The organism is Herminiimonas fonticola, assembly GCF_003293745.1.
Classification (GTDB): Bacteria; Pseudomonadota; Gammaproteobacteria; order Burkholderiales; family Burkholderiaceae_D; genus Oxalicibacterium; species Oxalicibacterium fonticola.
This window is the reverse complement of record NZ_PTLZ01000001.1, coordinates 902696-915329: the sequence shown is the minus strand read 5'-3', so window position 1 is coordinate 915329 and position 12634 is coordinate 902696. Positions and strand designations below refer to the sequence as shown.

Genomic DNA, 12634 nt, shown 5'->3' with positions numbered 1-12634 from the left:
TGGCTAGCCAGATGATCCGATACCAGTTATCAATAAGCGGCAGAATCCGCACTTTCGAAACTGGATCAATCAGGCTCTATAATTCAAAATTCGTTCGAGCAAGCGTTCGGGCAAAGCGGTATTTTATCAAATCGCTCCCGCTCCTCCCGCATTTGATGAGACTTTCTTTGCCAAAGCGGCAAAATAGCTAGCGATCTGCAGGTGAATTGCAGAAAACTGCAGAAACAAACTGTATTTTTTAACAATAACAATATGATGAACCACGTATGAGGCAGTTGTTACTCGATTTACCTGCCGAAAAACCGCAAACCCTCGCGTCGTTTGTGATCGGCGCCAATGCAGAGCTATGTGAGCTGTTGCAGCGTCAGGAACAAAGAAATCCGGCCGGGCTGGACGAACGTTTCGTTTATCTGTGGGGCGATGCCGGTGCCGGCAAAACCCATCTTTTGCGCGCGCTGGCAGCATCTGAAGCCACTCTTTACATAGCTGGCGACGCTGCGGCAGCTGCCTTTGTCTATAGCCCATCGGCCACGCTGTACCTGATCGACGATAGCCACAAACTGACGCCGGAAGCGCAAATCGCTGCATTCGCACTGTTTAATCAAGTCCGCGAACAAGGCGGCTGCCTGCTGGCAGCCGGCAACGTTGCACCAGCAACATTGGCCGTACGCGAAGACTTACGCACCCGCTTCGGCTGGGGCCTGATCTATCAGGTACACGGTTTGAGCGACGACGAAAAGATTGCAGCCCTGACGCACGCGGCCACTGCACGCGGCCTGGCACTGTCGCCCGGCGTGTTACCCTATCTGCTCAATCATTTTGCCCGCGATATGCGCTCTTTATCGGCGATGCTGGACGCGCTGGATGAATATTCGCTGGAAACAAAACGTGCAATTACGCTGCCCCTGTTGCGCGAATTATTGCAACGAAATGATTAAGCCTGCGATTGAGTTTATGAATGCGCTTTCAAATAAATCCGCAAACAAACTCTCGACGAATTTAGCCCGAAATGTAGCCTGACACCACGCATGAACCTTGCTCTCTTTGATTTAGACCACACACTTCTGCCCATCGATTCCGATCACGAATGGGGCGAATTCCTGACACGCATCGGTGCGGTTGAACCTGTCGCCTTCAATGCCCGCAACAACGCTTTTTACGAACAGTACAAAGCGGGAACGCTGGACTCTGTCGAATACCTGGAATTTGCGCTGGGTACGCTGGCGCAGTTCTCGCGCCAGCAAATCGACGACTGGCATCTGGCCTATATGCGTGAAGTCATTGAGCCGGTGATCTTGCCCGCCGCGCGCAATCTGGTGAAAAAACATCAAGATGCCGGCGACCTGGTCGCCATCGTCACCGCCACCAATCGTTTCGTCACCGCACCAATTGCGCGTGCACTTGATGTTGAACACCTGATCGCCGCCGAACCGGAATTCAGCGAAGATGGCTCAGTTACCGGAAAATTGCTAGGCGTACCGACCTCCGGTGCGGGTAAAATCACGCATACCAATGCATGGCTGGCTGCTCGCGGTCTGAGCTTGAACGATTTCACACGCAGTTATTTTTACAGCGATTCGCAAAACGATATTCCATTGCTATCCATCGTCACCGACCCGATTGCCACCAACCCCAACGCCTTGCTGACTGCGCACGCTCAAGCGCACGGCTGGCCGATCATCAAGCTATTCAATGATTAAAAAGTTCATCCGTCGCATCCTCGGCACCAAACAGAAAACAGGCGACCACACGCAGCCTGTCATCCTGACTGCGAAAGAACACGGCATTGATCCGAAGCTGGTTTCATCGAATGCGATCCGAGTTACCAGCAGCCTGCAAGATGCCGGATTCAAGGCATTCCTGGTCGGTGGTGCGGTGCGTGATTTGCTGCTGGGCGTCAAACCCAAGGATTTCGATATCGCGACCAACGCGACACCGGAACAGGTCAAACGCCTGTTCCGCCGCGCCTTCATCATCGGCAAGCGTTTTCAAATCGTGCATGTGATGTTTGGCCAGGATTTGCTGGAAGTCACCACCTTCCGAGGCTCTTCATCGGACGGTGCGCCAAAAGATGAACACGGTCGCGTCTTGCGCGACAACACCTTCGGCGAGCAGCACGAAGATGCATTGCGCCGCGATTTCACCATCAATGCGATGTACTACGATCCTGCTTCGCAGATCGTGCTGGATTATCACGGTGGCATCGCCGACATCCGCAACAAGACTTTGCGCATCATCGGTGTGCCGGAAGAACGCTATCGCGAAGATCCGGTACGACTGCTGCGCGTAGTCCGCTTCGCAGCCAGACTCAATTTCACGATCGCACCAGACACACGTGCCCCTATCGCCGTGATGGCGCCGTTGATCAACAACGTACCGGCAGCACGCGTGTTCGATGAAATGCTCAAGCTGTTGATGAGCGGCCACGCGCTTGCCTGCCTGCAGCAATTGCGCAAGGAAGGTTTGCATCACGGCTTGCTGCCTTTGCTCGACGTCGTACTGGAACAACCGCTGGGTGAAAAATTTGTCCGTCTGGCATTGGCCAGCACCGACGAACGCGTCAGAGAAGGCAAACCGGTTTCGCCAGGTTTTCTGTTCGCGTCGCTGTTGTGGCATCAGGTTGTCGAAAAATGGAATGCCTATCAAGCGGCCGGCGAATATCCGATTCCAGCCCTGCATCTGGCGGCTGACGACGTATTGAATACGCAAACTGACAAACTCGCCCTGCAACGCAAGATCGCTTCCGACATGCGCGACATCTGGGCCATGCAACCACGCTTCGACAGACGCGTCGGCAAAACACCGTATAAATTGCTTGAACATCTGCGCCTGCGTGCCGGCTACGACTTCCTGCTGCTGCGTTGTGCCTCCGGCGAGATCGATAGCGAAATCGGCGAATGGTGGACTGCGTTCATCGCTGGTGATGGTGCCGAACGCGAAGAACTGCTGACCAAAAAACCCGTCGCCACCAATGAAGGCCCGGCAAAAAAACGTCCACGGCGCCGTCGCAAACCTGCCACTGCGGCAGTCGGAAAACCTGAATGACAGACAGGCAGATTGTCGCCTGCATAGGAATAGGCTCGAATCTGGGCGACGCCGCAGGCAATGTACGCAATGCGCTGCTGGCGCTAGCCAAGCTGCCTGCAACCCGCGTGACAGGACAATCATCCTTGTTCCGCACCGCGCCCATCGATGCGGACGGTGATGACTACGTCAATGCCGTCGCTCGCATCAGCACCAGTTTATCCGCCGAAGAATTACTGCAAGCCTTGCTGCAACTGGAACAAGACTTTGGTCGCGAGCGCTCTTACTTGAATGCGCCGCGCACGCTGGATCTGGATATTTTGCTGTACGGCGACCAAATCATTGCAACTCCGACATTGACAGTGCCGCATCCGCGCATGACCACCCGTGCCTTCGTTTTGATTCCGCTATTGCAGATCGATCCATTCATCCAGATTCCCGGACTGGGTGCCGCACATCTATTCGTGCCGGACGTAGCAACACAAGCCATTCAAAAAATTGCTTGAAAAATTCCCCTGAAGACTAAAGCAAAGCTGAAAATCAGGAATGGAATCATGACTTCTACTCAAATCCTATGATCACGTCATAACTGTCATTGAAACGCCATGCAAATTCCCGTCATCGTCCAAACCGTCGGCTTACTGACTTTATCCAATGTCTTCATGACCATCGCCTGGTATGGACATTTGAAAGGGCTATCTTCGAAACCATGGTGGATCGCCGCGCTGATCAGCTGGGGCATTGCACTGTTTGAATACTTGTTGCAGGTACCGGCCAACCGCATCGGCTATACGCAGTTCAGTCTGGCGCAACTGAAAATTATGCAGGAAGCGATTACACTCACGGTGTTCGTCCCGTTCGCAATCATTTTCATGGATCAACCGTTCAAACTTGATTATGTATGGGCAGCGTTCTGCCTGGTGGGCGCGGTTTATTTTATTTTCCGCGCGTGAATCTGAAAATTTCGATACGCCGCCGCATCAACGCGGCTAACCAACGCTAGATAGATCATTATGGATTTTGAAAAATACAAATACGTTGTTGTCGAAGGCGCCATCGGTGCCGGCAAGACGACACTCGCCAGCAAACTTGCTGCGCAATTAGGCGCGCAAACCCTGCTGGAATTGCCGGAAGAAAATCCATTTCTGGAAAAATTCTATCGCGATGCCAGCCGCTACGCCTTGCCGACACAAATGTTTTTCCTGTTCCAGCGCATGAATCAATTGCACGAACTGGCCCAGCCGGATTTGTTTGATGCACGCATCGTGTCGGATTTCCTGCTGGATAAAGATCCAATTTTTGCCCGCCTGACTTTAGGTGACGATGAGCTGGCGCTGTATCAACAACTGTACGATCACCTGCGTCCGCAAGCGCCCTTGCCTGATCTCGTGATCTATCTGCAAGCTGAGCCAGAGACACTAATCGATCGCATCAGGAAACGCGGCGTCTCTATGGAGGCCGGCATTTCCGAACCATATATGCACAGGCTATGCGAAAGTTATAGCCGCTTCTTCTACGATTACGATGCAGCACCTTTATTGATCATCAATACCGAAAATCTGAACCCTATCGATAATGACGAAGACTTTGCACTCTTGCTGACACGCATTGCCAATATGCGCGGCAAACGTGAATTTTTTAGCCGTGGAGAATGAACATGAGTAGTTATCTGCAAGAAACAGAACAACGCACCAAGGCCGTCACCGTTCCCTCGCTGATCGCAATGAAAGAGCGCGGCGAGAAGATCACCATGCTGACCGCCTACGACGCCAGCTTTGCTTCGCTGATGGATATGTGCGGCGTGGAAATGCTGCTGATAGGCGATTCGCTAGGCATGGTTTGCCAGGGACACAATTCGACGCTGCCGGTAACTATCGAGGACGTGGCTTATCACACGGCTTGCGTGGCACGTGGCTCCAAGACTGCATTCGTGATGTCCGATATGCCGTTTGGTTCGTATGCGACACCTGAACTGGCATTTGCCAACGCAGTGAAGCTGGTGCAAGCCGGCGCGCAGATGGTCAAGATCGAGGGCGGCGCATGGCTGGCCGATACCGTGCGCTTCTTAACTGATCGCGCCATCCCGGTCATGATACATCTGGGCTTGACGCCGCAATTCGTACACCAGTTTGGTGGCTATAAAGTGCAGGGCAAGACGACAGAAGCCGCTGAACAACTGAAAAAAGATGCGCTGATTCTGCAGGCTGCTGGTGCATCCATGCTATTGCTGGAAGCAATTCCAGCATCTTTAGGCAAGGAAGTCAGCGAGTTGGTTGCCATGCCGACCATAGGCATAGGCGCCGGTCCGGATTGCTCAGGTCAGGTCCTCGTGATGCACGACTTCATCAATGTTTTCCCTGGCAAGAAGGCGCGCTTCGTGAAGAATTTCATGGAAGGCCAGACCAGCATAGAAGGTGCAACGCGCGCCTATATTCGCGAAGTCAAAGAAGGCACCTTCCCGGCGCCGGAACATTGCTTCTGAAACGATAAGGTCTGATGAGATCGTTGCAGTCCTTGCCATCAAAGGCTGCAACGATCAATGAATTACCGATGTGACTTTATGCAGTAACGACTCTTAATCGTTGCTGCATTTTTATTGGAACGCCGTTTGCACGGCAATCGCGCGGTGATTGATGACGACTTCGTCGATGATGCTGCGAAACAAATTCTGCACCACTTGCGGCTTCACGCCGAATTCATTTGCCAGCTCGGTATAGCGTTGCGCCTGCCGTGCTTCGCGCTCCGGATCAATTGCACTCAATTTCTTCTGCGCCTTCAGCACACCAACCTGATTGGTAATGTTGAAGCGCTGCGCTAACAGTTCAACGATGTGTGCATCGATCTTGTCGATCTCGACGCGCAGTGCAGCCAATTCGGAATCATCCATTTATTCTCTCCTGCCCAATCCACACGACCTGCTACTCAACTCTGCAAGCGCGCGAGTGTAATCAAATATCGTAATTAAGTATTGTAATTAACTACCGTAATCAAAGCTGTCTGGCGGCAAAGGTATTGCAGCTATTCAAATCACCGCCTTGAATCCCGCGCTGGAACCAGTTCACACGCTGTGCCGATGTGCCATGTGTAAATGAATCCGGCACGACATGTCCTTGAGCCTGCTTCTGCAAGGTATCGTCGCCAATTGCGCTGGCGGCCTTCAAGGCACTTTCGACGTCACCTTCTTCCAAAATGCTGCGCGCCTGATTGGCGTGATAGGCCCACACGCCAGCGAAGCAATCCGCCTGCAGTTCCACCTTGACCGACAAGGCATTCGCCTGCTTTTGCGATCCGCCGCGCTTTGCCTGTTCTACCTTGTCCATGATGCCGCTGATGTGCTGCACATGATGGCCAACTTCATGCGCAATCACATAAGCCTGTGCAAAGTTGCTGGATACACGGAAGCGATCGCGCATGGTTTGGAAAAATTCCAGATCGATATACACCTTCTGGTCGCCGGGGCAATAAAAAGGTCCTGCCGCAGTATCGCCGGTGCCGCAGGCTGTGGGCGTCTGACCGGAAAACAGTACCAGTTTTGGCCTCACGTAAGTCGCACCACTCTCGCGAAAAATCGGTCCCCAGGTATCTTCCGTATCGGCCAGTACCGTTGCAACAAACTTCGCAGTTTGATCATCGGCTGGCGGACGTTGTGCTTCCTGTTGCGTGATTTGGCCACCACCGCCACTCAATAAATTAATAATCGTGGTCGGACTGACGCCAAAAAAATACGAGCCCAGCAATGCGATGACGATGGTACCAATACCTATCGAACGCCCGCCAAAACCGCCACCACTGCCACGCCTGTCCTCAACGTTGTCGCTTTCGCGATTACCTTCCCATTTCATGGCGTCTCCAGCCCGGTTGTATCACCGGAAATGATCGTGAATAAAATCAGGTAGCAGAATGTGTAAGGACTTCAACTTCGTAGCGTGCAAAACTGCTTTTCAATTTCTCATCGGCCGCATCCGGGCAATCGATGGTCACGCCCAGATCGCTCAACAAGCCATCCTTCAAGCCATAAACCCAGCCGTGTATCGTCAATTCCTGACCACGTTCCCATGCATCCTGCACGATGGTCGTACGACACACATTGGCAACCTGTTCGATCACATTCAATTCGCACAAACGATCATGCTGCGCTTGCGTAGGCAAGGTATCGCCAAGATAACGACCATACTTTTGATGCACATCCTGCACATGGCGCAACCAGTTGTCCGCCAAACCTACGCGTCGACGCGTCATCGCGGCATGCACGCCGGAACAGCCATAGTGACCACATACAATCACATGCTTGACGCCGAGCACATCCACCGCGAACTGCAGTACCGATAAACAATTCAAATCGGAATGCGCCACCACATTGGCGATATTCCTGTGAACGAATAATTCACCTGGCGCCAGATCGACAATTTCATTCGCCGGCACACGGCTGTCAGAGCAACCTATCCACAAATATTCAGGCGATTGTTGTGCCGCAAGCTTGACGAAAAAGTTTGGATCCTCCGCTACCTTTTCCGCTGCCCAATCACGATTTTTCTGGAACAACTGTTCCAGTTCGAGTACTTCTTTCTTTTTATCTGTCATTTCAATCAATCAGGCTACTGGCTCGATACGCAAGCGGCGTATCTGCAATGGTTGCCATTTTATCCGGAAATATCGCGAATGGATGGGCGGCATGAGCTTCGCCATCATTTCATAGACGAAAAAAATCGCCGGTAAAATTAACCGACGATTTTTAAAAACATTCTGCTTGATGCAACGCTGGCCACAAGAGCAATTGCACCAAAATATAGCTTACTGCTCTCCCAGCAATTGGCGCTTCAGTTTATCGTCGACCGGTTTTGCCCCCAGCCAGATGCGCAATACTGCGTTGTAAAACGTCGGATCGGCAATCGGCTCAAGTATTTTCTTGCCATTCAGAAGCACTACCATGCCGCTACCAGGCACCCAATCCAGGTTCAGTACATCGCCCTGCTTCAGCTCGGCAACAGAAGCAAACATCGCATTGAACTTTGCCATCGGTGCAGTCAGTGCAGCGCGCTCGGCAGCATCGGTATTTTGTTCAATACCGCTGCTAAAAGCTTTGCCGAATTCGTCGCTACCGACATCGCGCAACATCGCCAGCGTGACGCGCCGCGCACCCGGAGCTGCCATGACATCAGCCGTAGTCGTTTTCTTGTCTGTCAGATACAAGCCGATCGCATATACCTTGAAAATCACTTTGGTCCGTATGCCGGCCCCATTCAATCTAAGATCCTGCCCAGCCAACTTGATGCTGTCGTCCAGCTTTACACCCGCTACTTCCACCGCAGTTGCTGCGTGAGCAAAGAACAGAGCGCAACATACGGCCAGCATGCCGCCGATTGCTTTAAACGGTTTCATGGCGTCTCCTTTGATTGTTGTAAGAGCAGCATAGAACCTTGTCGCAAAGCGATCAACAAAAAAAATGCCGGTCGAAAAATCGACCGGCATTTTTTGGAACAGATGCAAAAACTTATTCGAAAAATTCCTTGACCTTGTCTTTCCAGGACTTGGTTTGCGGACTGTGTTTCGAGCCGCCTTCAATCGTCAACTCTTCAAACTCGCGCAGCAATTCCTTTTGGCGTTCGGTCAGTGTGACTGGCGTTTCCACCACAACGTGGCAAAACAAGTCGCCGGCATAACCGGAGCGCACGCCTTTGATACCCTTGCTGCGCAGACGGAAAGTCTTGCCCGACTGCGTGCCTTCAGGAATAGTGAACGATGCCTTGCCGCTCAAGGTAGGCACTTCGATTTCGCCGCCCAAGGCCGCTTTTGCAAACGAGATTGGAATTTCGCAATGCAGATCATCGCCTTCACGCTGGAACATCGCGTGTTGCTTGATGCGAATTTCCACATACAGATCGCCAGGTGGACCACCATTCATGCCAGGCTCGCCATTACCGGATGAACGTATACGCATGCCGTCATCGATCCCGGACGGGATTTTGACTTCCAGCGTTTTGTTGCGCTTGATCTTGCCGGCGCCGCTACATGCATTACATGGCGAAGGATTGATCTTGCCGCTGCCATGGCATTTCGGGCAGGTTTGCAACACGCTGAAGAAGCCTTGCTGCATCCTGACCTGGCCATGGCCACCGCAAGTCGTACACGTGACTGGCGCGGTGCCTGGTTTGGCGCCGCTGCCGTCGCAGGTGTCGCAACTATCCCACGAAGGTACACGAATCGTGGTGTCGTAACCGTGCGCTGCTTGTTCCAGCGTGATTTCCAAGTTGTAGCGCAAGTCGGCACCGCGATAAACCTGCGGGCCACCACGACCACCGCGACCACCACCGGCCTGACCAAAAATGTCACCGAATATGTCGCCGAAGGCATCGGCAAAACCGCCACCGCCAGCTCCGCCGCCGCCACCCATATTCGGGTCTACGCCGGCATGACCGTAGCGGTCATAGGCATCACGCTTCTGCGGATCAGACAACATCTCGTAGGCTTCTTTTGCCTCCTTGAATTTATCTTCAGCACCTTTGCTGTCCGGATTGCGATCCGGATGGTGTTTCATTGCCAGCTTGCGATAGGCTTTCTTGATTTCTTCATTGGAAGAATTCTTTGCCAAACCAAGAATTTCGTAAAAATCACGCTTTGCCATCTGTAGGCACCCTGTTTCTTTCTGTACTTATTTATGCAAAACGCCGAGTCGAGGTTTTTCAACCTTGAACCCGGCGAGTCTTACGACATCAGACGATTAACAAATCAAAGCACTTCGTACAATCAATCGAAGCGCCAGACAGCTTTGCCATTCACATCCAGGCCGCTTGACCAATCAATTATTTGTCTTTTACTTCTTTGAAGTCAGCATCGACGACATCATCCTGTTGTGCCTTGGATTCTGCATGGCCAGCATCGGCACCTGCATCACCCGTCGCTGCGCCGGCAGCTTGTTGTGCTTGCATATCGGCGTACATCTTCTCGCCGAGTTTTTGCGCAGCGGCCGACAAGGCTGCGGATTTTTCATCGATGGCAGCTTTGTCGCTACCCTTCAATGCTTCTTCCAGATCCTTGATTGCTGCTTCGATTTTTTCCTTCTCGCCGGCTTCCAGCTTGTCACCGTATTCAGCCAGCGATTTGCGGGTCGAATGCACCAGCGCGTCGCCCTGGTTGTGCGCTTCCGCGACTTCTTTCAAGCGTTTATCTTCTTCAGCATTGGCTTCGGCGTCCTGCACCATTTTTTGAATTTCTTCTTCGGTCAAACCAGAGTTTGCCTTGATGGTGATTTTGTTTTCCTTGCCGGTTGCCTTGTCTTTCGCCCCTACATGCAAAATGCCGTTGGCGTCGATGTCGAAGGTAACTTCAATTTGTGGCGTACCACGTGCCGATGGTGGAATACCTTCCAGATTGAATTCACCCAGGCCTTTGTTGCCAACTGCCATTTCACGCTCGCCTTGGTAAACCTTGATAGTTACCGCAGGTTGATTGTCATCAGCGGTCGAAAACACTTGGCTGAACTTGGTCGGGATCGTGGTGTTTTTCTGAATCATCTTCGTCATCACGCCACCCAGGGTTTCGATACCGAGTGACAGTGGTGTAACGTCGAGCAACAACAGATCTTTACGATCGCCGGACAGGACCGAACCTTGAATTGCTGCGCCGACTGCAACCGCTTCATCAGGGTTGACGTCTTTGCGTGGTTCTTTGCCGAAGAATTCTTTAACCTTCTCTTGCACCTTAGGCATACGGGTCATACCACCGACCAGAATGATGTCGTCGATGTCAGATACTTTGACGCCTGCATCCTTGATTGCCATTTTGCATGGCTCGATGGTTTTCGCGATCAGTTCTTCAACCAGCGATTCCAGTTTTGCACGTGTGATCTTCATGTTCAAATGGACAGGTGCGCCGTTCGCCATAGCGATATACGGTTCGTTGATTTCAGTTTGTTGCGACGACGACAGTTCGATCTTCGCGCGTTCTGCCGAAGCCTTGATACGTTGCAGCGCAATCGCGTCCTTGCTCAGGTCGAGGCCGTTGATCTTCTTGAATTCGTCGATGATGTAATCGATGATGCGTTGATCGAAATCTTCACCGCCGAGGAAGGTGTCGCCGTTGGTCGACAACACTTCGAATTGCATTTCGCCATCGACGTCAGCAATTTCGATGATCGAGATATCGAAGGTACCGCCGCCCAAGTCATACACAGCGATCTTACGGTCGCCCTTGCCACCTTTGTCGAGGCCAAAGGCCAGCGCAGCTGCAGTTGGTTCGTTGATGATGCGCTTGACGTCCAGACCGGCGATACGGCCAGCGTCTTTGGTTGCCTGACGTTGTGCGTCGTTGAAGTAGGCAGGAACAGTGATGACCGCTTCGGTCACTTCTTCGCCGAGGTAATCTTCAGCGGTTTTTTTCATTTTGCGCAGAATTTCTGCGGAGATTTGCTGTGCTGCCAGCTTTTTGTCGCGCACCGAGATCCATGCATCGCCGTTGTCGGCTTTGACGATTTGATACGGCATCATGCCGATATCTTTCTGTACTTCTTTTTCATCGAACTTGCGGCCGATCAAACGCTTGACTGCGTACAGCGTGTTCTTTGGATTGGTGACAGCCTGGCGTTTGGCAGGTGCGCCAACCAGAATTTCACCGTCTTCCTGATAGGCGATAACGGATGGCGTAGTACGTGCGCCTTCCGAGTTTTCGATGACTTTAGGCTTGCCGCCTTCCATGATTGCTACGCATGAATTGGTCGTGCCTAAATCGATACCGATGATTTTGCCCATGATGGTCTTTCCCTTAATGTCTGTAATACGGAATATTGGTTAAATACGAAATTTGATATGTTTTTAATATGCGGTGCGACTGCGCGCTTTCAAGCTATTTTTCTTGCGCGACGGTCACCAAGGCCGGTCGCAACAGACGATCTGCGATCAAATAGCCTTTTTGCAGCGTACTGACGATCGTGTTGGCTTCCTGCTCGGCCGGCACCATCGAAATCGCCTGATGCTTCATAGGATCCAGTTTGTCGCCTTGCTGTGGCTTGATCTCCAGCAAACGATTTTTCTCGAAAGCAGCATTCAACTGCTTCAAGGTCATCTCTACGCCTTCTTTCATGGATTCGATAGATGGCGCTTCTACTTGCAAAGCCATTTCCAGACTGTCTTTTACCGGAACCATTGCTTCGGCAAAACCTTCGATCGCAAACTTGTGCGCACGGGTGATGTCTTCCTGAGCGCGACGACGGAAGTTCTCGACTTCAGCCTTGGCACGCAAGAAGGAATCCTGCAATTCCTGCACCAGCTGCTGCGAAGCGGCGAGCTGCTCTTCCAGAGTTTGCTCAAGTGCCGCGGCTTCGGTCGCGGCCGACTGGTCGATCGAGGCGGCTTGTTCCGCGTATTTATCCTGGTCTTGCATGAAAAATCTCCAACAATCAATGAGTTATGGCAAAAAATACCAATGCGAAACAGCAAATGGGGCTATCCCTTACTATTTCAAGGGGTATTCCTGTGAAATTTGCATGGAGTCGCAAAACCGGGATGATATCCCGCTTGAAAGCCCGTTACGAGTGTCTTGTTACAAAAATCACTTGTTCATGGGATGGTATTTTCCCCCGCGCGAACTAGGCTATAGTTTGAGATGGTTCTTTTTT

The 12634-nt window shown here is 52.0% G+C and carries 14 protein-coding genes; 7 read left to right on the top strand and 7 right to left on the bottom strand.

Annotated features, from left to right (window positions below; all coding sequences use genetic code 11):
* Nucleotides 1–266: 266 nt before the first annotated feature.
* The 7 genes from hda (at nucleotide 267) to panB (ending at nucleotide 5506) form a co-directional block, all read left to right on the top strand.
* Nucleotides 267–938 (top strand): DnaA regulatory inactivator Hda, encoded by a 672-nt coding sequence (gene hda / locus Hfont_RS04565; protein ID WP_112991024.1) that lies wholly within the window; start codon nucleotides 267–269, stop codon nucleotides 936–938.
* A 90-nt stretch (nucleotides 939–1028) separates the two neighbouring features.
* On the top strand, nucleotides 1029–1700 hold the full coding sequence (locus tag Hfont_RS04560; protein ID WP_112991023.1) for a histidinol-phosphatase: 672 nt from the start codon (nucleotides 1029–1031) through the stop codon (nucleotides 1698–1700).
* Nucleotides 1693–3045 (top strand): polynucleotide adenylyltransferase PcnB, encoded by a 1353-nt coding sequence (gene pcnB / locus Hfont_RS04555; protein ID WP_112991021.1) that lies wholly within the window; start codon nucleotides 1693–1695, stop codon nucleotides 3043–3045. Before Hfont_RS04560 ends, pcnB begins: the two co-directional genes overlap by 8 nt.
* The gene (gene folK, locus Hfont_RS04550; protein WP_112991019.1) at nucleotides 3042–3530 is read left to right on the top strand and encodes a 2-amino-4-hydroxy-6-hydroxymethyldihydropteridine diphosphokinase; all 489 of its coding nucleotides are present in this window, start codon (nucleotides 3042–3044) and stop codon (nucleotides 3528–3530) included. The genes pcnB and folK overlap by 4 nt, the downstream gene beginning before the upstream one ends.
* A gap of 99 nt (nucleotides 3531–3629) precedes the next feature.
* The gene (locus Hfont_RS04545) at nucleotides 3630–3977 is read left to right on the top strand and encodes a DMT family protein (RefSeq protein WP_112991018.1); all 348 of its coding nucleotides are present in this window, start codon (nucleotides 3630–3632) and stop codon (nucleotides 3975–3977) included.
* 60 nt (nucleotides 3978–4037) lie between these two features.
* On the top strand, nucleotides 4038–4679 hold the full coding sequence (locus Hfont_RS04540; protein WP_112991016.1) for a deoxynucleoside kinase: 642 nt from the start codon (nucleotides 4038–4040) through the stop codon (nucleotides 4677–4679).
* Nucleotides 4680–4681: 2 nt separating this feature from the next.
* Nucleotides 4682–5506, top strand: a complete 825-nt coding sequence (gene panB / locus Hfont_RS04535; protein WP_112991015.1) for a 3-methyl-2-oxobutanoate hydroxymethyltransferase — start codon at nucleotides 4682–4684, stop codon at nucleotides 5504–5506.
* Nucleotides 5507–5617: 111 nt separating this feature from the next.
* On the opposite strand, the gene Hfont_RS04530 is transcribed toward panB, so the two are convergent.
* The 7 genes from Hfont_RS04530 to grpE all read right to left on the bottom strand — a co-directional run bounded on the left by Hfont_RS04530 (nucleotide 5618) and on the right by grpE (nucleotide 12399).
* Complete coding sequence (locus Hfont_RS04530) at nucleotides 5618–5911, bottom strand: chorismate mutase (RefSeq protein WP_112991013.1); 294 nt, start codon at nucleotides 5909–5911, stop codon at nucleotides 5618–5620.
* Nucleotides 5912–6011: 100 nt separating this feature from the next.
* Nucleotides 6012–6866 carry a KPN_02809 family neutral zinc metallopeptidase gene (gene ypfJ, locus Hfont_RS04525; protein WP_112991011.1) on the bottom strand — a complete coding sequence of 285 codons (855 nt, stop codon included), beginning with the start codon at nucleotides 6864–6866 and terminating at the stop codon, nucleotides 6012–6014.
* Nucleotides 6867–6912: 46 nt separating this feature from the next.
* The gene (gene can, locus Hfont_RS04520) at nucleotides 6913–7605 is read right to left on the bottom strand and encodes a carbonate dehydratase (protein WP_112991010.1); all 693 of its coding nucleotides are present in this window, start codon (nucleotides 7603–7605) and stop codon (nucleotides 6913–6915) included.
* 210 nt (nucleotides 7606–7815) lie between these two features.
* A complete protein-coding gene (locus tag Hfont_RS04515) occupies nucleotides 7816–8403 on the bottom strand; it encodes a chalcone isomerase family protein (protein ID WP_241523008.1) in 588 nt (195 codons plus the stop codon).
* 112 nt (nucleotides 8404–8515) lie between these two features.
* Nucleotides 8516–9646: a molecular chaperone DnaJ gene (dnaJ, locus tag Hfont_RS04510; RefSeq protein WP_112991007.1), complete on the bottom strand. Its 1131-nt coding sequence runs from the start codon at nucleotides 9644–9646 to the stop codon at nucleotides 8516–8518.
* 178 nt (nucleotides 9647–9824) lie between these two features.
* Nucleotides 9825–11768, bottom strand: a complete 1944-nt coding sequence (gene dnaK, locus Hfont_RS04505) for a molecular chaperone DnaK (protein ID WP_112991005.1) — start codon at nucleotides 11766–11768, stop codon at nucleotides 9825–9827.
* Nucleotides 11769–11862: 94 nt separating this feature from the next.
* On the bottom strand, nucleotides 11863–12399 hold the full coding sequence (grpE, locus tag Hfont_RS04500; RefSeq protein WP_112991004.1) for a nucleotide exchange factor GrpE: 537 nt from the start codon (nucleotides 12397–12399) through the stop codon (nucleotides 11863–11865).
* Between the last annotated feature and the right edge of the window lie 235 nt (nucleotides 12400–12634).